Genomic DNA, 26,647 nt, shown 5'->3' on the forward strand with positions numbered 1-26,647 from the left:
GGCGCGGGAACTATATCGCCCGCCACCGAAGATCAATCACCGGCTGTGACGCCCTGCGCCCGCAGCGCGGCGATGTCATCGTCGCTGTAGCCCACTTCTTTCAGCAGCGCCTCGCTGTGCTCGCCGATGTGCGGCGGCTGCAGCCGGATGCCGGGGCGCTCGCCGCCGAGCGTGAACGGCGCGAGCGGCACCTTGGCCATGTGGCCGTCGTTCATGCGCACGGGTGCGAGGCCGCCGGTGGCGTTGAGGTGCGGGTCGTCGAACAATTCTTGCGGCTTGGTGATGGGCGCGAAGGGCAGCTCGTTCTGCTCGAACACCGCGCTGAGTTCGGCCGCGCTGTGGTTCGCGAGGTGCGAGCGCAGGATCGGCATCATCCAGTCGCGCGCGCGCACACGGTCGTTGTTGGTCTTCAGGCGCGGGTCGGCCAGCATGTCTTCGAGGCCGAAGGCCTTGCAGAAGATGGCCCATTGCTTGTCGCTCACCGCTGCGAGGAAGATCTGTTCGCCGTCCTTCACCGTGAACACGTCGTACACCGCCCAGGCCGAGATGCGGCTGGGCATCGGGTCGGCGGCCTTGCCCGTGGCGGCGAACTGCATCATGTGCTGCGCGACCAGGAACACGTTGTTCTCGAACAGCGCCGACTGCACCTCGCAGCCCTTGCCCGTGAGCTCGCGCTGGCGCAGCGCGGCCATCGCGCCGATGGCGCCGAACATGCCGCCCATGATGTCGTTCACGCTGGTGCCCGCGCGCAGCGGGTCGCCCGCGCGGCCGGTCATGTAGGCGAGGCCGCCCATCATCTGCACCACCTCGTCGAGGGCAGTGCGGTGGTCGTACGGGCCGGGCAGAAAGCCCTTGTGGCTCACGTAGATGAGACGCGGGTTGAGCTTGGCGAGCGTGTCGTAGTCGAGCCCCAGCTTCTTCATCGTGCCGGGCTTGAAGTTCTCGCTCACGATGTCGGCCGTGGCGATGAGGCGCAGCGCGGCCTCCACGCCTTCGGGCTTTTTCAAATCGAGCGCGATGCTCTTCTTGTTGCGGTTGAAGGTCGGGAAAAAGCCCGCGCCCGAGCCCAGCAGGCGGCGCGTGTTGTCGCCCTCGATGGGCTCGACCTTGATGACCTCGGCACCCAGGTCGGCCAGCAGCAGGCCGCAGGTCGGGCCCATGACCATGTGAGTGAACTCGACGACGCGCACGCCCGCGTAGGGCAAGGGATTGGCTTCAGACATGAGAGAGGGTTTCCTGGACAAAGCCCTTGGGCAATCCGGCTTCGGGCGTCATGCCGTAGACCGGTTCGCCAGGCAGGCCGGCCTTGAGCGGCGCGCGCGCCGCGATGAGCTTTTCGAGATCGATGCCGGTGCGCACGCCCATGGCCTCGAACATGAAGACGAGGTCTTCGGTGACCGCATTGCCCGACGCGCCCGGCGCATACGGGCAGCCGCCGAGGCCGCCGAGCGAGGCGTCGAAGGTGCGCACGCCCTCGTCCCACGCGGCCAGGCAGTTCGCGATGCCCAGGCCGCGCGTGTTGTGCATGTGGGCGGCGCCCGCGTGCACGCCGATCTCGGCGCGCAGCCGCTGGAAGAGGCGGCGCACCTGCGCGGGGTTGGCGTAGCCCACGGTGTCGGACAGGCCCGACTCGTCGGCGCCGGCCTCGATGCACTGCGCCGCCAAACGAATCACGTCGTCTTCCGGCACCAGTCCCTGCAGCGTGCAGCCGAAGGCGGTGGAGATGCCGGCCTCGAGCTTCACCTGCGGCGCGATGGTGCGGCGCAGTTCGGCAATGGCGCGCACCTCCTCGACCATCTCGGTCGGCGTCTTGCGCACGTTGGCCAGCGAATGCGCCACGCTGGCCGACACCGGCATCGTGAGCTTGTGCACGCCCGCCTCGAGCGCGGCCTGCGCGCCCTTGCGGTTGGGCACCAGCGCCATCACCACGAGGCCGGGCAGCGTGACGGCATGGCGCACCACCTCGGCGGCGTCGGCCATCTGCGGCAGCAGCTTCGCGGGCACGAACGAGGCGACCTCGATCTCGCGCACGCCGGCGGCGTAGAGCGCGTCGATCCAGCGCAGCTTGTCGGCCGTGGGCATGGTGGCCTTCACGGATTGCAGGCCGTCGCGCGGGCCGACCTCGCTGATGAGGACGTCGGGGGAGGTCATCGGGTGCTTCCTTGACTGTTCTATCTTACAGAACTATATTCTGTTAAACAGAATTAAATCGGCAAGCCTGCCGACTGTCAAGCCACGCCATGCCCCGCAAAGCCCAGAACGAATCGGTGTCCGACCTCAACGCCGCCCCAGGCGGCGCCGCTGCCGTCGACCGTGCGCTGAGCCTGCTCTCGGCCTTCCAGCCCGGCGACGAGGCGCTGTCGCTCGCGCAGTTTGCCGAGCGCACGCAGCTCTACAAGAGCACGGTGCTGCGGTTGTTGGCCTCGCTGGAGCACGCGCGGCTCATCCGCCGGCAGGACGACGGGCGCTATGCGCTGGGGCTGGAGATCGCGCGACTGCACGGGCTGTATGCGGCGTCGCAGTCGCTCGACCGCCTCGTGCTGCCGGTGCTGCGCACGCTCGCCGCCGCCACCGGCGAGAGCGCGGCGTACCACGTGCGACAGGACCAGGGCGACAGCTGGGTGCGGCTGTGCCAGTTCCGCGTCGATTCGTCGCACGTCGTGCGCGACCACGTGCGCGCAGGCGACCTGCTGCCCAACGACCGCGGCGCGGGCGCGCGCGTGCTGATCGCCTTCGGGCCCGAGGCCGAACGGCCGCGCGGCGCGAAGGAACGCAAGCTGTACGACGCGATCCGTGCGCAAGGCTATTGCGCGTTGGTGGGCGACCGCACGGCCGAGCTGGCGGGCATCTCGGCGCCGGTGTTCCATGCGGATGGGCGACTGGCTGCGGCAGTCACGCTGACGATGCCGACGCATCGGTATGACGAACGCTATGTCGAGCCGGTGCGCGCAGCTGCGAAGGAACTCAGCGGGCAGGTCTGACGGTCTTGCTCCTTCCCCTCCCGGGGGGAAGGCTGGGATGGGGGCACGCGGCCTTTGAAAAAGCCGCAGCGCATCGCTCAGCCCAACGCCGCCAGCAACGCCTCGTTCTGCGCCGGCAGCCCGACGCTCACGCGCAGCCATTGCGCCAAGCCATACGGTCCCAGCAGCGAAACCTCGATGCCGGCAGCCAGCAGGCGCGCGTGCACGGCGGACGCATCGCCGACCTGCACCATCAGGAAGTTGCCCGACGACGGAACGTACGGCAGGCCCAGCGCGGTGAAGCCCGCAGCGAGCTGGTCGCGCCCGGCAGTGTTGAGTTCGTAGGTGCGCGCCAGAAACTCGGCGTCGCCCAGCGCCGCCACGGCCGCGGCCTGGGCTGGCGTCGTCACGTTGAAGCGCGGGCGCTGCGCGTTCATGCGCGCCGTGAGCGCCGGCTGCGACACGCCGTAGCCGATGCGCAGCCCCGCCAGGCCGAAGGCCTTGGAAAAAGTGCGGGCCACGATCAGGTTCGGCAGACGGCGCACCCACTCCATGCTGTCGTAGCGCTGCGCGGGCGACAGGTACTCGGTGTAGGCCTCGTCGAGCAGCACCGTCACGTGCGCGGGCACCGATTGCAGAAAGTCGCGCAGCGGCGCAGCATCGATGAAGGTGCCGGTCGGGTTGTTCGGGTTGGCGACAAAGACGAGCTTGGTGTCGTCGCCGATGGCGGCGCGCATCGCGTCGAGGTCGTGGCCGAAATCGCGCGAGGGCACGACGGTGGCGCGCGCGTGGGCGTGCGCCGTGGCCGCCGCGTAGACGATGAAACCGTACTGCGAATAGACGACGTTCTCGCCCGGCTTCAGGCTGACCTGCGCCGCCAGCTCGAGAATCTCGCTCGATCCGCTGCCCAGCGTGAGCCATTCGGGCGGCACGTCGAGCCGCGCGGCCAGTGCCTGCTTGAGCGCGGTGCCGTTGCTGTCGGGGTAGGTGCCCGCGCCTTCGAGGGCGGCGGCGGCGGCGCGGCGGGCCGACTCGGGCATGCCGAGCGGGTTTTCATTGGAAGCCAGGAGGATCATTGCGGTGGGAACTGGTTATTTAAGAAGTTAAATATATAGAGTTGCCATCGCCCCAGCCTCGGGGCCTACCCGTTGACGCCGGTGGCGGCCTTCCCGGGCCTTGTTCATTACATGCATTTTTGTCACAGATAAATCTCACTTTCGGCTCTTACTGGCCCGCAAAGTATCGAATACAGTTCTCGCATGGCTTCACCTGGGGCAGTTCTCTTTGACGCTTACGGCACCCTGTTCGACGTGTACAGCGTCGCGCAGGCGGCCGAGCGGCTGTTCCCCGGCCAGGGGGCCGCGCTGGCCGTAGCCTGGCGCGACAAGCAGATCGAATACACCCGCCTCGTGACCACCAGCAACGACGGCGCGCACTACCGCCCGTTCAGCGAACTCACGCGTGCCGCCCTGCGCTACAGCACCAAGCGGCTGGGCCTGGCGCTCGATGACGCCGCCGAGCAGCAGCTGATGGACGCCTACCGCACGCTCGCCGCGTTTGAAGAAAGCCGCGAAGTGCTGCAGGCACTGAAGGCGCGCGGCGTGGTCACCGGCATCCTGTCGAACGGCGACCCCGGCATGCTCGACGCCGCCGTGCGCAGCGCCGGCCTGCACGGCCTGCTCGACCACGTGCTGAGCGTGGACGGCATCCGCAAGTACAAGACCCATCCCGAGGCCTACCGGCTCGGCGTCACGGCCACCGGCCTGCCGCCCGCGCAGATCGCATTCGTGAGCTGCAACGGCTGGGACGCGCTGGCCGCCACCTGGTACGGATTTCGCACGCTCTGGGTCAACCGCTACCAGCTGCCTTTCGAAGAACTGGGCACGTCCCCCGAGCGCACCGGCCAGAGCCTGCGCGACGTGCTCGCCTTCTTCTGAACCAGGCCCCCCGATTTCCATTTTTTGCATTGCGTTCCCAAGGAGAAAACACATGACCGACCGCACCACCGCCCACCGACTCCAGGTCGCGACCGAACTGCACCGCTTCGTCGAAGACAAGGTCCTGCCCGCCAGCGGCGTGGCCAGCGACGTGTTCTGGACGGGCTTCGACGCCATCGTCCATGACCTCGCGCCCAAGAACGTCGCCCTGCTCGCCGAGCGCGACCGCCTGCAAAGCGAACTCGACGCCTGGCACCAGAAGAACCCCGGCCCGATCGCCGACATGCCGGCCTACCGCGCCTTCCTGGAAAAGATCGGCTACCTGCTGCCGCAACCCAAGGGCGTGAAGGCCACCACGGCCAACGTCGACTCCGAACTCGCGCTGCAGGCCGGCCCGCAGCTGGTGGTGCCGATCCTGAACGCGCGCTACGCCCTCAACGCCGCCAACGCACGCTGGGGTTCGCTGTACGACGCGCTGTACGGCACCGACGCCATCCCCGAAACCGGTGGCGCCGAAAAGGGCAAGGGCTACAACCCCGTGCGCGGCGCCAAGGTCATCGAGTTCGCACGCAACGTGCTCGACCAGGCCGCACCGTTGGCCAACGGCTCGCACAAGAACGCCACCGGCTACAGCGTGAAGGACGGCCAGTTGGTCGTCGCGCTGCAAGGCAGCACCACCGGCCTGGCCGATGCGTCGCAGTTCGTCGGCTACCAGGGCGACGCCGCCGCGCCGTCGTCGGTGCTGCTCAAGCACAACGGCATCCACCTGGACATCCGCATCGACCGCAGCACCGCCATCGGCAAGAGCGATGCGGCCGGCGTGAGCGACCTCGTGCTCGAAGCCGCGCTCTCGACCATCCTCGACCTGGAAGACTCGGTGGCCGTGGTCGACGCGGCCGACAAGGTCGTCGCGTACGCGAACTGGCTGGGCATCGTGCAGGGCACGCTGACCGAAGAAGTCGCCAAGGGCGGCAAGACCTTCACGCGCGGCCTGAACGCCGACCGCGAATACACCGGCGCCAACGGCCAGCCGCTGAAGCTGCACGGCCGCTCGCTCATGTTCCTGCGCAACGTGGGCCACCTGATGACCAACCCGGCCATCCTCTACGAAGGCGGCAAGGAAATCCCCGAAGGCATCCTGGATGCCGTGGTCACCACCACCATCGCGATGATCGATGTGAAGCGCAAGGGCAACTCGCGCACCGGCAGCATCTACATCGTGAAGCCCAAGATGCACGGCCCGGCCGAAGTCGCCTTTGCGAGCGAGCTGTTCGGCCGCGTCGAGCAGCTGCTCGGCCTGCCCGCCAACACCGTCAAGCTCGGCATCATGGACGAGGAGCGCCGCACCAGCGTGAACCTGCAGGCCTGCATCGCCGAAGCCGCCGCGCGCGTGGCCTTCATCAACACCGGCTTCCTGGACCGCACCGGCGACGAGATGCACACCGCCATGCAGGGCGGCCCGATGATTCGCAAGGGTGACATGAAGTCCAGCGCGTGGATCGGCGCCTACGAAAAGAACAACGTGCTCGTCGGCCTGAACTGCGGCCTGCGCGGCAAGGCGCAGATCGGCAAGGGCATGTGGGCCATGCCCGACCTGATGGCCGCCATGCTCGAGCAGAAGATCGCCCATCCCAAGGCCGGCGCCAACACCGCCTGGGTGCCCTCGCCCACCGCCGCCACGCTGCACGCGCTGCACTACCACCAGGTCAGCGTGACCGCGGTGCAGCAAGAGCTGGAGAAGATCGACGCCGAAGGCGAGCGCGAGAACATCCTGAACGCGCTGCTGCAGGTGCCGATCGCCGCCGAAGCCAAGTGGTCTGACGCCGAGAAGCAGCAGGAGATCGACAACAACGTGCAGGGCATCCTGGGCTACGTGGTGCGCTGGATCGACCAGGGCGTCGGCTGCTCGAAGGTGCCCGACATCCACAACGTCGGCCTCATGGAAGACCGCGCCACGCTGCGCATCTCGAGCCAGCACCTCGCCAACTGGCTGCTGCACGGCGTGGTCACGAAGGCGCAGGTCGACGAGGCCTTCCAGCGCATGGCCAAGGTGGTCGACGAGCAGAACGCCGGCGACGCGCTGTACCAGCCGATGGCCGGCCACTTCGAGACCTCGGCCGCCTACAAGGCTGCGCAAGACCTCGTGTTCAAGGGCATCGAGCAGCCCAGCGGCTACACCGAGCCGCTGCTGCACGCCTGGCGCCTGAAGGTCAAGGCCGCGGCCTGACGCGCGCGGTGCGCGGTGCCGGCAACCGCCGGCACTGACGCCTCGGAGACAGCCAACGAACGGCGCCCTCGGGCGCCGTTCTGCATGGTGCGCGACATGCCGGTAGCATCGACGCCGCCTTCCTTTTCTCTCTGCGGTCTCCGTCTCTTTCGATGAACAAGCACGCGGCATCGCCGCCCCCGACACGCTGGTCGACCTCGGCCGCCGGCATGCTGGTCGCACTGGCCACCGCCTTCGCGCTGAGCCAGGCCTTTCGCACCGTCGGCGCCATGATGGCCACGCCGCTCACGCAGCACTTCGGCCTCACGCCGCAAGCGCTCGGCACCTGGGCCGGCACCTTCCATTTCACCTTCGGCATCATGCAGCTCGCGATGGGCGTGTCGATCGACCACTTCGGCGTGCGCCGCACCGTGCTCACCGCCTTTCCGCTCGCCATCGCGGGCGCCGCGCTGTGCACCGTGGCACCGGGCTTCGGCGCGCTGCTGCTGGGGCAGGCGCTGATCGGCGTCGGCTGCGCGCCCGCCTTCCTGGCCTGCACCGTGTTCATCGCGCGGCACTTCGACGCCTCGCGCTTCACCGCCATGTCGGGGCTGGTGATGAGCCTCGCGGGCCTGGGCATCGTGTTCACCGGCACGCCGCTGGCGCTGCTGATCGAGGCTGCGTCGTGGCGCGCCGGCTATGCCGCACTGACCGCCTTCGCCGTGCTCTCGTGGATCGTCATCTTCTGGGGCGTGCACGAGCCCGCGCGCACGGCAACAACGACGGCGGCATCGGACGCACCCGCGCCCGAACGCCAGTCGCTGCGCCAGGCCGTGCGCGACCTGGTGCCGCTGTTCGCCATGCCTCACACGCTCGGCCTGCTGTGCTTCGCCTGCGTGTCGTATGCGGCCTTCATCACGCTGCGAGGCCTGTGGCTCGGCCCCGTGCTGCACGACCGCCACGGCCTCTCGCTCGTGGCCAGCGGCAACGTGGCGCTGGTGATGACCGTCGCCGGCATGGCCAGCCCCATGCTCTTCGGTCGCCTCGACCCCGGCGGCGCGCGCCGCACGCGCTGGATGATGCGCTGCGCCTTCGCCGGCGCGGCGATGTTCGCCGCCATGGCCCTCACGCAATCGCGCGCCATCGACATCGGCCTGCCGATCGTCTACGGCCTGCTGTCGGGCTACAGCGTGCTGCTGTACGCGTACACCAAGAACGCCTACCCGGCGGCCGTGACCGGCCGCGCGATGGCGCTGCTCAACATGGCGATGTTCCTCGGCGTCTCGCTGATGCAATGGACCACCGGCGTCGCCGCCTCCTGGGCCGTCGCCCACGGCACCGAACCGTTCCGCGCGGTGTTCCTCACGGTGAGCGGGATGCTGGCGGCAGGGACGTTGGCGTTTCTCATGCTGCCGCGGGCGAAGGTGCAGGTGCGGCCCACGCCCTGATCGCCGACACGCCGCCTCACGTCACATCACCCAACCGCGCCCGCACCTCACGCCGACTCAGCTGCCGCTTGGCGGCGGCATAGACATCGTGACGCCCGTACATGTCGACGTGCGTGGGCAGGCCCGGCGCTGAACGTCGCGCCGCGCCGCAGCGCGTGACCATGCAGCGACGCAGCACGTCGTAGCACTTGGGCTCTGGCTGCGCCGCGCCTGCGCGCTCGGGAAACTTCGCCAGCACGACCTCGAACCAGCAGCCCTCGACGCAGTGCCACTGCGTGGTCTCGTCGATCACGTGGTAGACCGCGCACGGCGTGCCACCGCGCCGCCCGGCCCGGTCTGCACGACGCGCCGCACGCGCTTCGCGCAAGCGCCGGTTCGGCAGCAGGATGCCGGTGGCCGGATGCACGAACAGCTCGACACCCGGCGCTTCGTGCAGCGGCACGCCGTGCCGGCTTCCCCAGCGGTACGGTCGTACCCGCACTTCGCCGTCGCACAGCACCGCGTCGCGCGCCACGAAATCGTCGACATGCAAAAAGATGTGCGCCTGCACCGTGCTGCGGCGATCGATGCCCGCGCACAGCTCGGCGTACACCTTGTCCCACGGCCGGTGCACCTGCTTGTGCAGCCAGCGCTTGAGCGGCTGGAGGTTTTCGCTCAGCCACTTCGGATGCTGCAGGCCGCCCTTCATGCCCAGGTGCGAACCGCGCTCGGGGCTGTTGCGCCACGGGCGGCCGTCGCCCTGCACGCGCCAGCCGCCGCGCGGACGCTCGACGATCACCTTGTCCATGTCGTCACGCATCGTCGGCCCTCCGCCTGAAATCATGCGCGGCTTTCTGCAGCGCCACCTTCTGCGCGCGCCGCTCGGCGCGGTGCGTGCGCAGGTGGCGGCCTGCGCCCTGGCTGGATTCGCGGCGGGCCATCGCGGCCACCACGGGATTGCGCGGTGCCGACGCGGGCACCGCAAAGTAGAACCGGCCCAGACGCTTGTCGTCGTCGCGGGCCTTTCGTTGAGCACTCATGTGCGCACACTCCGAAAGAAACAAAAAGGCCCCGGCGAATGCAGTTGCGCGCGGGGCCCTTGTCGATTCGGCCGCGGCGGATGCGAAGGTGCACATCCGGCCGGGGCGGTCGGTGTGCGTCAGGTGTTCAGTGAACGGTTCATTGAATGGTGTTCTCGCCCGGGAGGTTGATCGTCGCCGTGCGTGGTGTCGGAAAAAACTGTCGCTGAAAAAGGAAGGGCGGATTCTGGCGAGGGGCTGCGCCGTGCGCAAGCCTTGCAGGCAGTGCTGTGGCGCAAAGCTGACACGAACGCGCGCGTTGAATCCGCTTCGTGCATCCCGCCGTATGACATCTCAAGCGCATCGCGCCTCCGAGCTGTTGGCGGTTTCCACAGAGCCTTTCTTTCCAGGAGACATCCATGAAAAAACTCGTGATCGCACTCGGCGTGTCGGCTCTGCTCGGTGCCTGTGCCGGCAGTGGTGGCGGCATGGGCATGAGCAACAGCAGTGCATCGGCGACCCCCATGGTCGGCGGCGCGCCGATGTACCCGACGAAGGACATCGTCGACAACGCCGTGAACTCGAAGGACCACACGACGCTGGTCGCCGCGGTGAAGGCGGCCGACCTCGTGGCCACGCTCAAGAGCCCGGGCCCGTTCACGGTGTTCGCGCCCACCAACGCCTCGTTCGCGGCACTGCCGGCCGGCACGGTCGACACGCTGCTCAAGCCCGAGAACAAGGCCACGCTCACCAAGGTGCTGACCTACCACGTGGTGCCCGGGCGCATGGACAGCGCGGCGCTGACGAGCGCGATCAACGCGGGCGGCGGCAAGGCGATGCTGAAGACCGCGAGCGGCGGCACGCTCACGGCCACGATGAGCGGCGGCACGGTGTGGGTGACCGACGCCAAGGGCGGCACGGCGGCGGTGACGATCGCCAATGTCTACCAGTCGAACGGCGTGATCCACGTCGTCAACAAGGTGCTGCTGCCGGGTTGATCGGCAGGCGGGCCGCGGCCCTTCGTCAGCTCCGCTGCGCGGCCTCGGCTTCGTCGCGCAGCCACTGTGCGAAGTCCTGCGCGTCGCGGTTGCCCGCGGCGCGCCGCGACATCTCGATGAAGTAGCCGCGGTGCGATGCCGCGCCCTCGCCGAGCGGCGCCACGAGCCGGCCGTCGCGCATCAGTTCGCGCAGCAGCGGCAGGCGCCCGATGACCACGCCCTGCCCCGCCACCGCGGCGGCCACGGCATCGGCGTACTGCGTGAAGCGCACCGTGCTCTTCATGCGCAGGTCTTCCAGCCCCATCACCTTGAGCCACGGCTCCCAGTCGGCGGTCGGGGCTTCGCTGTGGTCCGGGTATTCGATGGTCAGCAGCGTGAGCTTGGAAAAGTCGGACAGCTCGCGCAGCGACGCGGCGACCTGCGGCGCGCACAGCGGGATCACCGATTCCTCGAACAGCGCCGGGCCCACACCGCGGCCGATGGGCACGAAGCGCACCGCCACGTCGATGCGGCTGCGTTCCATGTCGAGCACATCGAGCGTGGCCGACACGCGCACGTCGACCTGCGGGTGCGTGCTGGTGAAGCGCGCCAGCTTGGGAATGAGCCACAGCGACGCGAAGCCCGGCGTGCTGGTGATCGACACCTGCCGCGGCGCGGCGCTGGCGCGCACGCGCGCGGTGGCGTCGCGCAGGCGCTCCAGGCTGTCGGTGACGGCGCGCTGCAGCACGCCGCCGGCTTCGGTGAGCGCGAGCGCGCGGTGGCGGCGCTCGAACAGCAGCACGCCCAGGCTGGCTTCGAGCTGCTGGATCTGCCGGCTCACGGCCGACTGCGTGAGGTGCAGTTCGCCGGCCGCCAGCGTGAAGCTCAGCCGGCGCGCGGCGGCCTCGAAGCTGCGCAGCAGCTCGAGCGGCGGGAGTTCGCCGGCGGAGGTTTTCGCATTCTCTGTAGGCATGCAACGAGTTCCGAATGACCGCGTGTAAGAGGGGGATCAACTCACTATATTCATTCGTATCACGAATGCAATGGAGCTTCCCATGAGCACCGCCACCGCCCCGTCTCCTTCCGCCTTTTCTTTCTCCTCGTCGACCTCGCGCTTTCACGTGAGCCTGCCGAGCCGCGCCGTCTTCGCCGTGCCCGACGGCGCAGGCGTGGGCATCGAGTGCCGCAGCGGCGCCGTGTGGATCACGCTCGACCGCGACCCGCGCGACATCGTGCTCGGGCCGGGCGAGCGCTTCGAGAGCACCGAGCACCGGCGCGTGCTGGTGTCGGCGCTGGAGTCGTCGTGCATCTCGGTGTCGGACGCGCAGCCCGCCGCGCTGCCGAACCCGGCCTCGCGCGCACAGGCTCGCGCGCGGTCGCCCTGGCGACTGCCGCTGCACGGCTTGTCCCCGGCTTGACCACGGGCGCCATCGCCCCGTGACGCAGGCTTTCGGCGGAGCGCTCGCATGACCGCGCCGCAACGGACACCGCAGCCCTGCGTGCGGTGCGCGCTGAACCCGAGCAAGCCCGTGCGCAACCGCACGGCCGGCGGACCGGTCCGTCAGTGCGGGCGCGCGTTGATCTCGTGGGCGCCGATCAGTTCAGTCACCAGCACGGCCTCGGGGCCGTCGAGAAAGTACTCCGCCTCGAGCGGCGCGCGCAGCCGCAGGAACTTGTCCTCGCCGACCTGCATGGTGTGGCCGGCGCCCATCTCGGCGCCGCTGTCGATCAGGTAGCGCAGGACGTTGCCGAACAGCTCGAAGTACTTCTCTCCTTCGTGGTGGCCTTCGGCCAACGCAGCGAAATCGGGCTGGCCGAAGTGGTGCGCGCCATAGGTGCGCATCCAGACGCCCTGCACGCCTTCGACCTCGTACTTGACGAAGCCGCAGTACAGGGCCGGCAGGTCGAGGTCTCGCAGCAACTCGATGCTGTCGCCTTCGATGTCGGCGTCGAACACGGCCGCGGGGAGCGAGGTGTGGGCCGATTCGTTCAGCACCACCAGCGCGCCGAGCCGGGCCAGCGCGCCAGCCACGGTCGCCAGGGCCACGTACTGTTCGAGCACCGAGTCCTCGTAACCCGCGTAGTAGAGGATGACGTGGCTGCGGTGCGCGCGCACCTGGGCCTTGAGTTCTTGCGGATAGTGCGCCGGCGCCACGCAGACCTCGACCGATTCGGCCGGCATCGGCACATCGAAGCCGACCATCCGGACCACGTGGTTCTTCCAGCCCGCCAGCGCCAGAAAAGGGCCGGGGTCTTCGGTGATCTCGCAGCGCGCGTCGCCGGTGGAGCGGTGGTAGGCGCGCAATGCCTGCGCGAGCGCGGCGACATCGAAGTTCAACGCGTCCGCGAACAGGACCGTCAGCGCGACGCCGTCGCCGGCCTCCCCGGCCTCGAGGTTGGCGACCAATGCGCCGGCATCGCCGGGCTCGTCCTTGCGGCCAAAGAAACGGGAAAAAATGCTCACGCGCGGACTCCTTGGGTGATGGGTGTGCCTGCAAATGGATAGGGCCGGCGCGGACCGGGTCGCACGCCACGTGCGTGGCCTTCCTGGGCGGCGCACAGCAACGAACTGTAATCGCGCGAAATTGCCAAGCAGGCCATTGGCCTGCGGCCGGCGACTGCGCCAGAATGGCCTTCCCGCGAAGCGTTGCCACCCTGCGCCGGTCGCTTACCCGCACGGAGATTTGCCCCATGAGCACTGCCATCCTCAACGCCTTCTACGCCCAGTCGGGCGGCGTCACCTCGGTCATCAACGCCTCGGCCTGCGGCGTGATCGAAACGGCGCGCCGGCACCCGGACCGCATCGGCACGCTCTATGCCGGGCGCAACGGCATCCTCGGGGCGCTCACCGAAGACCTGATCGACACCAGCGCCGAGCCGGCCGAGGCGATTGCGGCGCTGCGCACCACGCCCTCAGGTGCGTTCGGCTCGTGCCGCTACAAGCTCAAGTCGCTCGAAAAGAACCGCCGCGAATACGAGCGCCTGATCGAGGTGTTCAAGGCCCACGGCATCGGCTATTTCTTCTACAACGGCGGCGGCGACTCGGCCGACACCTGCTTCAAGGTGAGCCAGTTGTCGCAGTCGATGGGCTACCCGCTGCAGGCCATCCACGTGCCCAAGACCATCGACAACGACCTGCCGCTGACCGACTGCTGCCCGGGCTTCGGCTCGGTCGCGAAGTACGTGGCGGTGTCCACGCTCGAGGCCTCGTTCGATGTGCGCTCGATGGCCGCCACCTCCACCAAGGTGTTCGTGCTCGAGGTGATGGGCCGCCACGCCGGCTGGATCGCCGCGGCCGGCGGGCTGGTGGCCGACCATGGCATTCCGGTGGTGGTGCTGTTCCCCGAGATCGCGTTCGATGCGGCCCGCTTCCTGGCGCGCGTCGATGCGCTGGTGCAGCAGCACGGCTACTGCTCGGTGGTGGTGTCCGAGGGCTGCCATCACCCCGACGGCACCTTCCTGGCCGAGCAGGGCGCGCGCGATGCCTTCGGCCATGCGCAGCTCGGCGGCGCAGCGCCGGTGGTGGCGCAGATGGTGAAAGAGGCGCTGGGCCACAAGTTCCACTGGGCGGTGGCCGACTACCTGCAGCGCGCCGCGCGGCACATCGCCTCGGCCACCGACGTGAAGCAGGCCTATGAACTGGGCCAGCGCGCGGTCGAGCTCGCGCTCGAAGGCCGCAACGCGGTGATGCCGACCATCGAGCGCACGAGCGACGTGCCCTATGCGTACACGTTGGGCGCGGCGCCGCTCGAAGCGGTCGCCAATGTCGAGAAGCCGATGCCGCGCGATTTCATTTCGGACGACGGCTACGGCATCACCGAGAAGTGCCGCCGCTACCTGCTGCCGCTGATCGCGGGCGAAGACTACCCCGCCTACCGCGACGGCCTGCCGGTGTACGCAACGCTGCGCAACGTGGCGGTGCCGAAGAAGCTGCCGGCCTTCGCGCTCGCATGACCGTGGTCATCGACACCGCGCACTGTCCGCTGTGCGGCGAGGCGAACCGCTGCGCGATGGAGGTCGAGCGCGAGACGGGCCAGGCACAACCGCCCTGCTGGTGCATGGCCACCGATTTTTCGCTGGCGCCGCTCGACACGCTGCCACCGGCGTTGCGCGGGCAGGCCTGCATCTGCGCGCGCTGCGCCGCGGGCCTGCCGCCGGCTCAGGACTGAGCGACGTCGCCCTGCGACTGCGACGGCGCTTGCGCTTGTGACTGGGTTTGCGACGGCATCGGCGCAGGCTCGACAACCTCCGCCGCAGGCGCCGCCACATCCCCCGCCATCACCATCGTCGGCGCCGTGCCGCTGCGCTGCGCGGTGATCACGCCGTGGATGAACTGCAGCTTGCCCACCGCCGCGCGCGGCAGCACGAAGGGGTAGTAGTCGGGCTGGCCCATGCTGCGCGACAGCTCGTTGAGCATGCTGGTCAGCAGCACCCAGCCGTTGATGAAGTCGAGAAACTTCGCGGCGTCGGGATGCTCGGGCTGCCACAGGTCGGCGGCGGTGAAGAGGTCGCTCTGCAGCTCGACGTTGCTCGCATCGATGCCGAAGCTCATCGCCGTGTCGGCCGTGTCGGCCATGTGCAGGTAGTGGGCCCAGGTTTCGGCCCAGTCTTCCCACGGATGCATGCTCGCGTAGCTGCTGACGAAGCGCTGCGCCCAGTCGGGCGGCGGGCCCTGCTCGTAGTGCTGCTGCAACGCGGCGCCGTAGTCGGCGCGCTCGTCGCCGAAGAGCGCGCGGTAGTCGTCGATCCACGGCGTGGGCAGCACCAGCAGGTCCCAGTAGTAGTGGCCGACCTCGTGGCGGAAGTGGCCCAGCAGCGTGCGGTAGGGCTCGTGCATCTCGGCGCGGATGCGCTCGCGCACGGCGTCTTCGGCCTCCTCGGCGTTGAGCGTGATCAGGCCCTGCTCGTGGCCCGTCATCACGTGCGGTCGGCCCGGCACGTTGCTGAGGAAATCGAAGGCCAGCCCGTGCACCGGATCGGCGTGTCGGCTCACCACCGGCAGACCGAGCGCAAGCAGCTGCGAAATGAGCCGGCGCTTGGCCATCTCGAGCTTGCACCACAGCTCGCCGTTGGCCGCCACCGACAGGTCGGGAATGGTGCGCGTGACGCTGCACGACAGGCAGTAGCCCGGCGCATGGCCCTGCGTGTCGGGCGGAATGGTTTCGCCTTCGCGCGGCGTTGCCACCATCCAGTTGCAGGCGGCCGGCGTCATGAGGTTGGCGCAGCGGCGGTAGGTGGGGCCGTGCGGGTCGCCGAAGACGGTGAAGGTGTCGGGCAACGCGCCCTCGCCTTGCGCAGGTGCGAGCGGCACCACACCGAGCCGGTCGATCACGTAGCCCAGCGGCGTGAGGCAGGCCAGGCATTTGCTGTTGCGCAGGAACACCGGGCGCCCGCACTGGCAGCGGTAGGCGCGGCTGACGGTGGGCGCGGCGAGTTCGGCACCGAGCGCGGGGGCGGCATCGGGCGTGGCGGGGTCGGCCGGTTCATGGGCGGGTTCTTGGATCGACGGATTCATGGCTTGTTTGTTCTTTTGATGACGGCTTGACGCACGGGGGACAGCCGCCGCATTGTGCGACCCGCGCATGTGGCGTCGGCCGCGCAAACACCGATATGCTTGTAGGACGACGGACCCGCGACCGTCCCTGCGCCGCCTCATGACCTCCCCCCACACACCCGACACGCCGCCCTCCATGGGCGTTCTTCGCGCCCGCTACGGCGAGCGCTACCGCTGGTACCTGCTGCTGTCGGTCATGGTGGGCACGATGGCATCGATCATGTCGTCGACCATCGTCAACGTGGCGATCCCCGACATGAGCCACCACTTCGCGCTGGGCCAGGAGCGCGCGCAATGGGTGAGCTCGGGCTTCATGGTGGCGATGACGGTGTCGATGCTCACCACGCCGTGGCTGCTGTCGCGCTACGGCTACCGGCGCACCTACGTCGGCACGATGCTGTTGCTGCTGGCCGGCGGCATCGTCGGCGGGCTGGCCAACCACTACCCGCTGGTGCTGATGGCGCGCGTGGCCGAAGGGCTGGCGGCCGGCGTGGTGCAGCCCATTCCGGCCATCATCATCCTGCGCGCCTTCGAGCCGCACGAGCAGGGGCGCGCCAGCGGCATCTTCGGCATGGGCGTGGTGCTGGCGCCGGCCATCGGGCCGAGCATCGGCGGCGTGCTGGTCGACCTGTTCGGCTGGCGCTCGATCTTCTTCATGGTGGTGCCCTTTTGCCTGGCCTCGATCTGGCTGGCCTACAAGTTCGTGCCCAAGACCGCGCCCGGCGGCGTGGCCGCGGCGCGCGGCAGCGGGCTCGATGCGCGGGGGCTGGCGCTGGGCACCGTGGGCACGCTGTGCCTGCTGAACGGGCTGGTCGAACTGCGCGGCGATTCGCCGCTGCAGGCCGCGCTGCTGCTGGCCGGTGCGCTCATCGCCTTTGCCGCCTTCGTCTGGTGGCAGCGCCGGCTCATGGCCTCGGGCGGCGAGCCGCTCATGAACCTCGCGCTGTTTCGCTACCGCCAGTTCGCCATGGGCAGCCTGGTCGCCTTCATCTACGGCACCGCGCTGTTCGGTTCGACCTACCTGCTGCCCGTGTACATGCAGGTGGGGCTGCACCTGTCGGCCTCGCACGTGGGTACCACCCTGCTGCCGGCCGGCATCGTGCTGGCCTTCACCATCGCGGGCGTGGGCCGGCTGGCCGACAAGCAACCGACCTGGCTGCTGGTGAGCATCGGCCTGGCGCTGCTGGCGGTGTCGTTCGCGCTCATGGCCGTGCTGCGGCTGGACAGCCCGCTGTGGCTGCTGGTGGTGTTCGCGATCGTCGGGCGCATCGGGCTGGGCTTCATCCTGCCCTCGCTCAACTTGGGGTCGATGCGTCCGCTGGCCAAGCCGCTCATTCCGCAGGGCGCCAGCGCGATCAGCTTCGTGCGCATGCTCGGCGGCGCGGTCGGCGTGAGCCTGTGCGCCATCATTCTTGAATGGCGCCTGGCCGCGCACGGCGACTCGCTCGCCAACCCGGTGAGCACCCCGGCCCGGCTGGCCGCCTTCGACGAGGTGTTCCTGATGCTGGCCGGCCTGTGCGCGCTGGCCGTCTGCGCGGCCTGGCAGCTGCGCGAGAAACCCGACGAGGACACGGCGCAACACAGGGGGTAAACCCCGGCGGCGCAAGGAGCCGCTTTCGCTTTCAATTGTTATCAGTTGTATCCAAAAGCGGAATCGGTTCCATGCATCGCAGACGTTTTCTCGCCGCCTCGGCCGCGGCGACGGCCGGCCTCGGCCCCCTCTTCTCCCTGTCTTCCAGCGCCTTGGCCGCCGAGAACGGCGTCAGCGACGGCGAGATCGTGCTCGGCCACACCGGCATCCTGAGCGGACCGCTGGGCGCGCCGATCAAGGTCGTGATGGCCGGCGCCGGGCTGGCCTTCGACGCAGTCAATGCGCAGGGCGGGCTCGCGGGCCGCAAGCTCAAGCTGGTCTCGCTCGACGACGAGCTCAAGCCCGAGAAGGCCGTCGCCAACTACGAGAAGCTGCTCGCCGAGCACCGCGCCTTCGCCTTCTTCGGCTGCGTGGGCTCGGGCACCACGGCCGCCGCCGCCAAAGTGCTGGGCCAGAGCGGCGCGCCGATGGTCGGCGGTTATGCGGTGTCGGACTCGGCACGCGAGAAGGTCGCGGGCGCCGGTTATTTCGTGCGCGCCACCTTCGCGCGCGAGGCGCAGGCGCTCGTGCAGCACCTGACGACCATCGGCGTCTCGCGCATCGCGGTGGCCTACCTGGACAACCCCGGCGGCGCCGAAGTGGCGCGGCTGGTCGAGTCGGCGCTCGACACACTCAAGCTCAAGCCCGTGGCCGCGGTGCCGGTGAAGGGCGATGGCACGACCAACGAGGCCGCGGGCAAGGCGCTGGCCGACAGCCAGGCGCAGGCCGTGCTCATGTATTTGGGCGGCGGCATCGGCGGCGAGGTCATGAAGAGCGCCTGGAGCGCCGGCGGTCGCCAGATGTTCTACGGCATGTCGATCGTGCCGGGCGACGTCACCGCCAAGCTCGTCGGCGACAAGACCAGCGGCCTGGCCATCTCGCAGATCGTGCCCTACCCCTGGAGCGAGGTCGACGCCACCGCCCGCGACTACCGCCAGCTGGCCGAGCGCGCCAAGGTCGACATCGGCTACCTGAGCTACGAGGGCTATGTGAACGCGCTCGTGATGATCGAAGCCCTGCGCCGCACCGGCCGCGACCTCACACGCGCGAAGCTGCACGCCACGCTGAAGGCGATGAAGCTGCGCATCGGCAACATGGAGATCGACTTCACAGGCGCAAGCAACACGGGCTCGCGCTTCATCGAGATGGTGCGGGTGACGAAGGAAGGGCGGTTCCTGCGTTAGGCGGCAGCTCGAACAGGTTGGCGTACCGGGAACTGCTTGCGCAAACCGGCGAGCCTTGCGGCTCCCTGCCCGAGCCGCCAAAAAATGGAGGCATGAACGACAAACCCGGGTCTGCTCACAACCCCAGCTGCGTGAGCGCCCAAGCCACCGTGCCCAGCTGCATCACGTTGAGCACCATCCCCGCGATGTGCAGCTTGCGGAACTGCACGATCGACGTGCCCGTTGTCGGGATCGTGCGGCGCAGCAGGTCCATGAGCGCAACGACGATGGGAAGCATCTGGGAACCCTCCGCGGCGCGCAAGCATACGCCCCGGGGGGCCGTCGTGGCATGTACATCGCGCACCGCCGTCGACAGCCAGCAGCTCAGGTTCAGGCCGTGACTCGCCAGGCACTGCCAATGTCGATGTGGTCCGGTGCCAGGTTCGCACGGCACCGCTCCCAGGCTGCGGTGAATCCTTGTTCAAGATGGCGGGTGTACTGCCCCGTGTCGAACAGCCTGCAGGTGTCGCGCGCCGCAGCCAGCTCAGCGCGCAACGCGGCGAGGCGCGATGGGTCCGTGGCAAGGGCCAGGGCCAGCGCCTCATAGGCAGACGGCGAATGCGTGATCAGCTGCGAAAATCCCGCTGCAGTGAGCAGGCTGCCCGCCACCCGGCCCGCGAAGGTGGGGCCTGCACACGTCACCAGCGGCACACCTGCCCAGAGTGCGTCGCTGGCCGTCGTGTGCGCGTTGTAGGGCAGGTTGTCCAGGCAAAGATCGGCCAGTTGCAACCGCCGCAGGTGTGTCTCTTGTTCAACCCAAGGCGCAAAAACCAGCCGCCCTGGATCGACGCCGTGTTCGCGGGCCCTTGAGCGCAGGTTGTCGTTGTAGAGATCGGAGCCACTCCTGAGCCAGAAAACGCTGTTGTCGACCTGATTCAACAGACGGGCCCAGATGCCAAAGAACTGGGCGTTGAGCTTCTGGCTGCCATTGAAGTTGCAGAAGACAAAGGCACCTTCCGGCAGGCCAACGGCGGTGCGCGACATGGGTCCGGAAATCATCGTGCGACGCGAGTCGTTGGGCTGGTAGCTGTGGGGCATGCAGATGATCTTCTCGCTGAAGTCTTCGCGCGCTGCCTCGGAAACCAGGAACGCGTCGGCCACCAGATAGTCGATGAACGGCGCACCGAGCGTGCCTGGAAAGCACAGGTAGCTGATCTGAACTGGCGCGGGCCGCAAGGCCAGCACCGCTGGTCGTGCACCGTAGGTATAGCCACCAAGGTCCACCAGGATGTCGATCTCCAGATCGACGATGGCCTGCGCCGCTTCCATGTCCGACAGCTCATGCGCATCGATGAAGCGGTCGAACGCACGCTCGAGACGCTGGCGCATGGCGCTGCCGTCGCTCTTTCGCAGGGAGATCGCAGTGATCTCGAAGCGCTCGCGGCCATGTCGCTCGAACACTTCGGCAACGAGGTAAGAGGTCGCATGCTTTCCGAAATCGGCAGACATGTAAGCCAAGCGTATACGTCCCTCCCTTTTTCGCTCACGGGCATGCAGCGGCTTGGGCGCCATTGGATAGAGGCTTGCCGCATGGCGCCTCCCTGCCTGCAATTGCTCTTTCGGCGTCGAGGGAAGATTCAGAAGCGCAAAGGGCTCGACGCACGCCCATCCCTGGCGAATTTCATCGCGCACCAGCGCCACCTGTTCATCGAGACCCTGCCAGTCGGCGATGGCCGCCTTGGCGTAGCAAAGCCCACCGCGGGCGAATGCGAAGTTCGCTTCGCCGGGATGGTCTCGCAAGGTGCGTTCGTACAGGTCGATCGCGTCGGAGAAACGGCGTGCCTGGCACAGCGCCGTACCGTAATTCATGATCAACGCAGGGTGCGACTTTCGCAGTGCCATGGCGCGCTCGTAGCACGCCAACTCCTGCTCGTACAGCCGCAGTTTTCCACAGGCCGCACCGCGATTCAGATGGGCTTCGAACGCATCCGGCCGCAAGTGCACCGCGCGTTCGAAATGCGTGAGGGCCTCCGTGGTTCTCCCGGTAGCGAGCAGTGCGAGCCCCAAATCATGTGCGGCCTCGAAGACCTCGGGATTGCGCAAGAGAACCTGGCCAAAGGCCTCTGCCGCGGCCCTGTGCTGATCGGAGCGAAGCAAGGCGACACCAAGGTAGTACCAGGTCTCCAGGCATCCCGGCTCGTACTGCAACGAGTTCCGCAACTGCTCCACGGCCTTTCCGAAATCCTGTTGATTGCCCGCGATGAAGCCAAGCAGCCGATGCGCGGCCCCCATGCTTCGACCGGCCTGCACCAGTCCCTCCAGGACCTTTCGTGCATTGCAATACTGTCCCCTCTGGAAGAGCAACTCTGCTGACCGAACGCTCATGTCATGGCCTCGTCTTCTCCTTCGTTCCTCGCAAGGATCGGGAGACTAGGGCACAACTTCGAATTCGGCAATCGCCCCTCGTGGGCAAGCCGCGCATGGCCGAGCCTGAAGCCGTTCGGCCGCGCAAGCCAGCGGGAACTGCGCCTGCTGGCGCGACGCGTCGCAGCACTGAAACGGCTGCCGGCCAAGGGGAATCCCTTGGTTCCCCGTGCGCCCGTTTTGCCATTTTTTGATAACCGCTTGCGGGCGCGATCGCTATCGTCGATCGTCATATGTCCGCCACCCTGCCGCCCTTGCCGAGCGCCCGTGCGCTCGCCGCCGCCCTGCAACGCCGCGAGCTCTCGTGCCGCGAGCTGATGCAGGCCTGCCTCGCGCGCATCGAGCACCTCAACCCGCGGGTCAATGCGCTGGTCTCGCTGCAAGCGCCCGAGGAGATGCTGCGCCAGGCCGATGCCTGCGATGCGCAACGCGCGCGCGGCGACACCGTAGGGCGGCTGCACGGCTTCCCGATGGCGCCGAAGGATTTCGTCGCCACCGCCGGCCTGCCGACCACCATGGGCAGCCCGGTGTTCGCGAAGCAGGTCACGCCGCACGACGCGATCATGGTCGAGCGCCTACGCCGCGCCGGTGCCGTGTTCGTGGGGCGCAGCAACACGCCCGAGTTCGGCCTGGGCTCGCACACCTACAACACGGTGTTCGGCACCACGCGCAACGCATGGAACCTCGACCACGCGGCCGGCGGCAGCAGCGGCGGCGCGGCGGTGGCGCTCGCGCTGCACATGCTGCCGGTGGCCGACGGCAGCGACATGATGGGTTCGCTGCGCAACCCCGCGGCATGGAACCACGTCTACGGCCTGCGGCCTTCGCTGGGCCGCGTGCCCATCGGGCCGGGGCCGGAGCTGTTCTTCCAGCAGCTGGGCTGCGAAGGACCGATGGGCCGCACGCCCGAGGACGTGGCCTGGCTGCTGTCGGTGCAGGCCGGCTACGACGCGCGCTCGCCGCTGAGCCTGGCGGGCGACGGCGAGGCTTTTGCGCAGCCGCTCGACTCAGAGCTGCGCGGCCAGCGCATCGCGTGGCTCGGCGACCTCGGCGGCCACCTGCCGATGGACCCGGGCGTGATGGCGCTGTGCGAATCGGCGCTGCGGCATTTCGACACGCTGGGCTGCAGCGTGGCGCCTGCCGTGCCCAGCTTCGACTTCGATGCGCTGTGGACCGCGTGGCTGCGCCTGCGCGGCTTCATCGTGGCCGGCGCGCTGCGCGGGCTGCATGCCGACCCGGCCACGCGCGCGCAGCTCAAGCCCGAGGCCTGCTGGGAGATCGAGCAGGGCGAGCGCCTGAGCGCCGCCGCGCTGCACGAAGCCGCTGTCACGCGCACGCAGTGGCATGCCGCGCTGCTGCAGCTCTTCGAACGCTTCGACTTCCTGGTGCTGCCGGCCGCGCAGGTGTTTCCGCTGCCGGCCGACGTGCACTGGCCGCGCGAGGTCGGCGGCCGCGCGATGGACACGTACCACCGCTGGATGGAAGTGACCATCGGCCCGTCGCTCGCCGGCCTGCCCGCGATGGCGATTCCGGCCGGCTTCTCGCAGGCCGAGGGCACGCGCGGCCTGCCGATGGGCCTGCAGCTCATCGGCCGCCCCGGCGCCGACCTCGACGTGCTGCGCATGGCGCACGGCTGGCACCAGGCCGCGCCCTTCGCGAACGCGCAGTCGCCGCTGCTGCAGTAGCCACACAAGTTCCCTGTTTCCGCACTCCCACACATCACACACAACCCGAGGAGAGAACCCATGCGCAGACGTTCGTTGATGGCTGCCGGCCTGGCCGCCGGCCTGTTCCCCATCGCCCTGCCCGCCTTTGCCCAGGGCCTCGCGGGCAAGACCCTGAACCTCATCGTGCCCTACCCCGCGGGCGGCGGCTCCGACATCAATGCGCGCCTGGCCGCGCCCGAGCTGTCGCGGCTGCTGGGCCAGCCGGCCATCGTCGACAACGTGCCCGGCGCCAGCGGCTCGCTCGGCGTGATGAAGGCGGCCAACGCACCGGCCGACGGCTCGGCGCTGCTGCTGGGGTCGCCGATGGAACTGATGCTCACGCCGCTCACGCTCAGCAGCGCGCGCTACAAGGCCGAAGACTTCCGGCCCATCGGCGTGATGGCCGTCACCTCGATGGTGCTGCTGGCGCGCAAGGACCTGGGCGCGGGCAACGTCGACGAACTCATCGCGCTCTTGCGTCGGCCGGGCACCAAGGAGCTGAGCTACGGCAGCATCGGCCCGGGCTCGCTGTACCACCTGCTGGGCGAGCGCTTCATGCAGCAGACGGGCACGAAGATGCTGCACGTGCCCTACAAGGGCTTCGCGCCGCTGGTGAACGACCTGCTGGGCGGGCAGATCGACCTGGTGTTTGCGCCGCTGGCCGGCAACGTGCCCGACCTGCTGGACGCCGGCAAGATCAAGGCGCTGGGCATCGCGACCTCGGCACCGCACGAGCGCTTCACGGCGCTTGCGCCGATCCGCAACAGCAAGGGCCTGGACGACTTCGTCTACAGCCTGTGGGCGGGCATCCAGGTGTCGCACCGCGTGCCCGAGGAAGCGCAGCAGCGGCTGCACGCGGCCTTCAACCAGATGATGCGCAAGCCCGAGCTGCGCCGCGCGCTCGAACTCGGCGGCGCCAAGGTGGCGCCCGAACAGTCGCTGGCCGAGCTGCGCCGCGACTACCAGGCCGACATGGAGCGCTACCGCGCCATCGCCAAGTCCGTCCAACTTCGTCCGGAGTAAAGAGAGATGAAAGACACGAAGACCACCGCCTTCTTCCACGACGAGCGCACCTTCTGGCACGTGCCCGGCGGGCTGCATGCCCTGTTCCTGCCGGTGGGCGGCTGGGTGCAGCCCATGGCCGGCAGCGGCATGGCCGAGTCGCCCGACTCCAAGCGCCGCATCAAGTCGCTGATGGACGTGTCGGGCCTCACCGCGCAACTCGATGTGTCGAGCGCGCCGATGGCCAGCGAAGAAGACCTGCAGCGCGTGCATCCCACCAGCTACCTGCAGCAGTTCAAGGCCGCGAGCGACGCCGGCGGCGGCGACCTCGGCGAGTTCGCGCCCTTCGGCCCGGGCAGCTACGAGATCGCGAAGCTCTCGACCGGCCTGGCCATTGCCGCCATGGACAGCGTGCTGCAGGGCCGCCACCGCAACGCCTTCGCGCTCACGCGCCCGCCGGGCCACCACTGCCTGCGCGAGCACAGCATGGGCTTCTGCCTGTTCAACAACATCGCGGTTGCGATCGAGACCATGAAGGCGCGCCACGGCGTGGGCCGCGTGGCCGTGATCGACTGGGACGTGCACCACGGCAACGGCACGCAGCAGATCTTCTACGACCGCCCCGACGTGCTCACGCTCTCGCTGCACCAGGAGCACTGCTTTCCGCCCGGCTACAGCGGCGCCGAAGACCGCGGTGAGGGCGCGGGGCTGGGTTTCAACGTCAACATCCCGCTGCAGCCCGGTGGCGGGCACGCGGCCTACATGCACGCCTTCGAGCGCATCGTGACGCCGGTGATCGACCGCTACCGGCCCGAACTGATCGTGGTGGCGAGCGGGCTGGACGCCAACGGCGTCGATCCGCTGGCGCGCATGCAGCTGCACTCCGAGTCGTTCCGCCAGATGATGCGGCAGGTCAACGCGCTGGCCGCCAAGCACTGCGACGGGCGCGTGGTGGTGGTGCACGAAGGCGGGTACGCGGAAGCCTGCGTGCCCTTCTGCGGGCTGGCGGTGGTCGAAGAACTGTCGGGTCACCGCACCGAGGTGGAAGACCCGTTCGGCGAACTCCTCGGGCTGCAGCAGCCGTCGGCGCGCTTCGATGCGTTCCAGCGTGAACTGATCGACGAGATGGCGGCGTTGCACGGGCTCTGAGCGGGCCTGCGCATGGACTAAGCTCGCTGGCGACGGCCCGAATGGGGCCGCGCTTTCTGCTTCACCGTTCATGCCCCGTTTCATCACCCGCCGCGCCGTCGTCGTCCTCGCATCGCTTGTCCTCGTCGCCCTGCTCGGCCTGTGGGGTGCGAGCCGCTTCAACGTCAACCCGACGCATGCGCCCGGCGAGGTGATCGACCGGTTCGAAGGCGTGCCGGTGTACTTCAACGGCGCCATCAACCACGTCGACGGACGCAGCCTCGCGCCCGACGGCTACAACATCGGCCTGCGCTGGCAGTGCGTGGAGTTCGTCAAGCGCTACTACTACGAGCGGCACCAGCACCGCATGCCCGAGGCGCGCGGCCACGCCAAGGCCTTCTTCGACGCGGCCGTGGCCGACGGCGCGTTGAACACGGCACGCAACCTGGTGCAGCACCGCAACGGCGGCGCGAGCGGGCCGGCGGTGGGCGACATCGTGGTGTTCGCCCCGTGGCTCTTCAATCCCTATGGCCATGTGGCGATCGTGTCGCGCGTGGACGCCGACGCGGTTGAGATCGTGCAGCAGAACCCCGGGCCCTTCGGCACCTCGCGCGAGCGCGTGCCGCTGGCCACCAGCGACGGGCGCACGCAGCTGGGCACCGGGCGCGTGCTGGGCTGGCTGCGGCTGCCCGCCGCCGCAGCCGCCTCGTTCCCGAAACTCTGAATCGCGGTCTAATCACAGCCATGTGCCAATTGCTAGGGATGAACTGCAACACGCCGACCGACGTGACCTTCAGCTTCACGGGGTTCGCGCAGCGCGGTGGCCGCACCGACCACCATGCCGACGGCTGGGGCATCGCGTTCTTCGAGGACCGCGGGCTGCGTCACTTCGTCGACCACCAGCCGGCCTGCGAGTCGCCGGTGGCTGAGCTGATCCGGCGCTACCCGATTCAAAGCCGCAACGTCATCGCGCACATCCGCAAGGCGACGCAGGGCGAAGTGAATCTGCAGAACTGCCACCCCTTCGTGCGCGAGCTGTGGGGCCGCTACTGGGTCTTCGCCCACAACGGCGACCTGAAGGACTTTCGACCGCGCCTGCACGGCAACTTCCACCCGGTGGGCAACACCGACAGCGAGCACGCCTTCTGCTGGCTCATGCAGGAGCTGGCGAAGTCGCACGCGGGCGTGCCCAGCGTCGAGGAGCTCACGCTCACGCTGCGCGAACTGGCGCCGCAGCTGGCGGCGCACGGCACCTTCAACTTCATGCTGTCGAACGGGCAGGCGCTGTGGGCGCATGCCTCCACCAACCTCTGGTACGTGGAGCGCCGCCACCCCTTCGTGACGGCGCAGCTCTCGGACGAAGACCTGGAGATCGACTTCGCCGAGCACACCACGCCCACCGACCGCGTGGCCGTCGTGGTGACGGCGCCGCTCACCACCAACGAGACCTGGACGCCCTTCACCTCGGGCGAATTGCATGTGTTCGTGGACGGCCAACGGATGCCGCGCTGAGC

Annotated in this window: 25 protein-coding genes; 15 read left to right on the forward strand and 10 right to left on the reverse strand. The window is 68.7% G+C overall.

Annotated features, from left to right (window positions below):
• Positions 1 to 32: 32 nt before the first annotated feature.
• Positions 33 to 1,223 carry a CaiB/BaiF CoA transferase family protein gene (locus tag GFK26_RS04650; RefSeq protein ID WP_153280978.1) on the reverse strand — a complete coding sequence of 397 codons (1,191 nt, stop codon included), beginning with the start codon at positions 1,221 to 1,223 and terminating at the stop codon, positions 33 to 35.
• Entirely contained in the window at positions 1,216 to 2,151 is a 936-nt protein-coding gene (locus GFK26_RS04655) for a hydroxymethylglutaryl-CoA lyase (RefSeq protein WP_153280979.1), read from the reverse strand. Before GFK26_RS04655 ends, GFK26_RS04650 begins: the two co-directional genes overlap by 8 nt.
• A gap of 89 nt (positions 2,152 to 2,240) precedes the next feature.
• Here GFK26_RS04655 and GFK26_RS04660 point away from each other — a divergent pair, with 89 nt between their 5' ends.
• Entirely contained in the window at positions 2,241 to 2,981 is a 741-nt protein-coding gene (locus tag GFK26_RS04660) for an IclR family transcriptional regulator (RefSeq protein WP_153280980.1), read from the forward strand.
• A gap of 77 nt (positions 2,982 to 3,058) precedes the next feature.
• Here the strand turns inward: GFK26_RS04660 and hisC are convergent, their stop codons facing one another.
• Entirely contained in the window at positions 3,059 to 4,036 is a 978-nt protein-coding gene (gene hisC / locus GFK26_RS04665; RefSeq protein ID WP_153280981.1) for a histidinol-phosphate transaminase, read from the reverse strand.
• A gap of 183 nt (positions 4,037 to 4,219) precedes the next feature.
• Between hisC and GFK26_RS04670 the strand changes: the two genes are divergently transcribed.
• The 3 genes from GFK26_RS04670 (at position 4,220) to GFK26_RS04680 (ending at position 8,551) form a co-directional block, all read left to right on the forward strand.
• Positions 4,220 to 4,897 carry a haloacid dehalogenase type II gene (locus GFK26_RS04670; protein WP_153280982.1) on the forward strand — a complete coding sequence of 226 codons (678 nt, stop codon included), beginning with the start codon at positions 4,220 to 4,222 and terminating at the stop codon, positions 4,895 to 4,897.
• A 52-nt stretch (positions 4,898 to 4,949) separates the two neighbouring features.
• Entirely contained in the window at positions 4,950 to 7,124 is a 2,175-nt protein-coding gene (locus GFK26_RS04675; RefSeq protein WP_153280983.1) for a malate synthase G, read from the forward strand.
• A 152-nt stretch (positions 7,125 to 7,276) separates the two neighbouring features.
• Positions 7,277 to 8,551: an MFS transporter gene (locus tag GFK26_RS04680; protein ID WP_153280984.1), complete on the forward strand. Its 1,275-nt coding sequence runs from the start codon at positions 7,277 to 7,279 to the stop codon at positions 8,549 to 8,551.
• 16 nt (positions 8,552 to 8,567) lie between these two features.
• On the opposite strand, the gene GFK26_RS04685 is transcribed toward GFK26_RS04680, so the two are convergent.
• A complete protein-coding gene (locus GFK26_RS04685) occupies positions 8,568 to 9,350 on the reverse strand; it encodes a hypothetical protein (protein ID WP_153280985.1) in 783 nt (260 codons plus the stop codon).
• Positions 9,343 to 9,570 carry a hypothetical protein gene (locus GFK26_RS04690; protein ID WP_153280986.1) on the reverse strand — a complete coding sequence of 76 codons (228 nt, stop codon included), beginning with the start codon at positions 9,568 to 9,570 and terminating at the stop codon, positions 9,343 to 9,345. Before GFK26_RS04690 ends, GFK26_RS04685 begins: the two co-directional genes overlap by 8 nt.
• 398 nt (positions 9,571 to 9,968) lie before the next feature.
• On the opposite strand from GFK26_RS04690, the gene GFK26_RS04695 reads away from it, so the two are divergent.
• Positions 9,969 to 10,547, forward strand: a complete 579-nt coding sequence (locus GFK26_RS04695; RefSeq protein WP_153280987.1) for a fasciclin domain-containing protein — start codon at positions 9,969 to 9,971, stop codon at positions 10,545 to 10,547.
• A 25-nt stretch (positions 10,548 to 10,572) separates the two neighbouring features.
• Here the strand turns inward: GFK26_RS04695 and GFK26_RS04700 are convergent, their stop codons facing one another.
• Positions 10,573 to 11,499, reverse strand: a complete 927-nt coding sequence (locus tag GFK26_RS04700) for a LysR substrate-binding domain-containing protein (protein WP_153280988.1) — start codon at positions 11,497 to 11,499, stop codon at positions 10,573 to 10,575.
• A gap of 82 nt (positions 11,500 to 11,581) precedes the next feature.
• Here GFK26_RS04700 and GFK26_RS04705 point away from each other — a divergent pair, with 82 nt between their 5' ends.
• Positions 11,582 to 11,944, forward strand: a complete 363-nt coding sequence (locus GFK26_RS04705; protein WP_153280989.1) for a DUF2917 domain-containing protein — start codon at positions 11,582 to 11,584, stop codon at positions 11,942 to 11,944.
• 143 nt (positions 11,945 to 12,087) lie between these two features.
• On the opposite strand, the gene GFK26_RS04710 is transcribed toward GFK26_RS04705, so the two are convergent.
• The gene (locus GFK26_RS04710; protein ID WP_153280990.1) at positions 12,088 to 12,990 is read right to left on the reverse strand and encodes a DUF4261 domain-containing protein; all 903 of its coding nucleotides are present in this window, start codon (positions 12,988 to 12,990) and stop codon (positions 12,088 to 12,090) included.
• 227 nt (positions 12,991 to 13,217) lie between these two features.
• Here GFK26_RS04710 and GFK26_RS04715 point away from each other — a divergent pair, with 227 nt between their 5' ends.
• Together GFK26_RS04715 and GFK26_RS04720 are read left to right on the forward strand one after the other, a co-directional pair.
• Entirely contained in the window at positions 13,218 to 14,480 is a 1,263-nt protein-coding gene (locus GFK26_RS04715; RefSeq protein WP_153280991.1) for a 6-phosphofructokinase, read from the forward strand.
• Complete coding sequence (locus GFK26_RS04720) at positions 14,477 to 14,695, forward strand: cysteine-rich CWC family protein (protein WP_153280992.1); 219 nt, start codon at positions 14,477 to 14,479, stop codon at positions 14,693 to 14,695. Before GFK26_RS04715 ends, GFK26_RS04720 begins: the two co-directional genes overlap by 4 nt.
• Here the strand turns inward: GFK26_RS04720 and GFK26_RS04725 are convergent.
• The gene (locus tag GFK26_RS04725) at positions 14,686 to 16,041 is read right to left on the reverse strand and encodes a zinc-binding metallopeptidase family protein (protein ID WP_153280993.1); all 1,356 of its coding nucleotides are present in this window, start codon (positions 16,039 to 16,041) and stop codon (positions 14,686 to 14,688) included. The two genes, GFK26_RS04720 and GFK26_RS04725, sit on opposite strands and share 10 nt — an antisense overlap.
• 139 nt (positions 16,042 to 16,180) lie before the next feature.
• On the opposite strand from GFK26_RS04725, the gene GFK26_RS04730 reads away from it, so the two are divergent.
• Together GFK26_RS04730 and GFK26_RS04735 are read left to right on the forward strand one after the other, a co-directional pair.
• On the forward strand, positions 16,181 to 17,671 hold the full coding sequence (locus GFK26_RS04730) for a DHA2 family efflux MFS transporter permease subunit (RefSeq protein ID WP_153280994.1): 1,491 nt from the start codon (positions 16,181 to 16,183) through the stop codon (positions 17,669 to 17,671).
• Between the two features lie 71 nt (positions 17,672 to 17,742).
• Positions 17,743 to 18,894 carry an ABC transporter substrate-binding protein gene (locus GFK26_RS04735; RefSeq protein WP_153280995.1) on the forward strand — a complete coding sequence of 384 codons (1,152 nt, stop codon included), beginning with the start codon at positions 17,743 to 17,745 and terminating at the stop codon, positions 18,892 to 18,894.
• Positions 18,895 to 19,009: 115 nt separating this feature from the next.
• On the opposite strand, the gene GFK26_RS04740 is transcribed toward GFK26_RS04735, so the two are convergent.
• Both GFK26_RS04740 and GFK26_RS04745 read right to left on the reverse strand, forming a co-directional pair.
• Positions 19,010 to 19,171 (reverse strand): hypothetical protein, encoded by a 162-nt coding sequence (locus tag GFK26_RS04740; protein WP_153280996.1) that lies wholly within the window; start codon positions 19,169 to 19,171, stop codon positions 19,010 to 19,012.
• Between the two features lie 92 nt (positions 19,172 to 19,263).
• Positions 19,264 to 21,258, reverse strand: coding sequence for a tetratricopeptide repeat protein (locus GFK26_RS04745; RefSeq protein ID WP_153280997.1), 1,995 nt, complete (start codon positions 21,256 to 21,258; stop codon positions 19,264 to 19,266).
• 272 nt (positions 21,259 to 21,530) lie between these two features.
• Here GFK26_RS04745 and GFK26_RS04750 point away from each other — a divergent pair, with 272 nt between their 5' ends.
• The 5 genes from GFK26_RS04750 to GFK26_RS04770 all read left to right on the forward strand — a co-directional run bounded on the left by GFK26_RS04750 (position 21,531) and on the right by GFK26_RS04770 (position 26,645).
• Positions 21,531 to 22,982, forward strand: coding sequence for an amidase (locus tag GFK26_RS04750; RefSeq protein ID WP_153280998.1), 1,452 nt, complete (start codon positions 21,531 to 21,533; stop codon positions 22,980 to 22,982).
• Between the two features lie 60 nt (positions 22,983 to 23,042).
• On the forward strand, positions 23,043 to 24,026 hold the full coding sequence (locus GFK26_RS04755) for a Bug family tripartite tricarboxylate transporter substrate binding protein (RefSeq protein ID WP_153280999.1): 984 nt from the start codon (positions 23,043 to 23,045) through the stop codon (positions 24,024 to 24,026).
• A gap of 6 nt (positions 24,027 to 24,032) precedes the next feature.
• Positions 24,033 to 25,154 carry a class II histone deacetylase gene (locus GFK26_RS04760; RefSeq protein ID WP_153281000.1) on the forward strand — a complete coding sequence of 374 codons (1,122 nt, stop codon included), beginning with the start codon at positions 24,033 to 24,035 and terminating at the stop codon, positions 25,152 to 25,154.
• Between the two features lie 70 nt (positions 25,155 to 25,224).
• The gene (locus GFK26_RS04765) at positions 25,225 to 25,857 is read left to right on the forward strand and encodes a CHAP domain-containing protein (RefSeq protein WP_153281001.1); all 633 of its coding nucleotides are present in this window, start codon (positions 25,225 to 25,227) and stop codon (positions 25,855 to 25,857) included.
• A 20-nt stretch (positions 25,858 to 25,877) separates the two neighbouring features.
• A complete protein-coding gene (locus tag GFK26_RS04770; protein ID WP_153281002.1) occupies positions 25,878 to 26,645 on the forward strand; it encodes a class II glutamine amidotransferase in 768 nt (255 codons plus the stop codon).
• Positions 26,646 to 26,647: the final 2 nt, after the last annotated feature.

It is taken from the genome of Variovorax paradoxus, assembly GCF_009498455.1.
Lineage (GTDB): Bacteria > Pseudomonadota > Gammaproteobacteria > Burkholderiales > Burkholderiaceae_C > Variovorax > Variovorax paradoxus_H.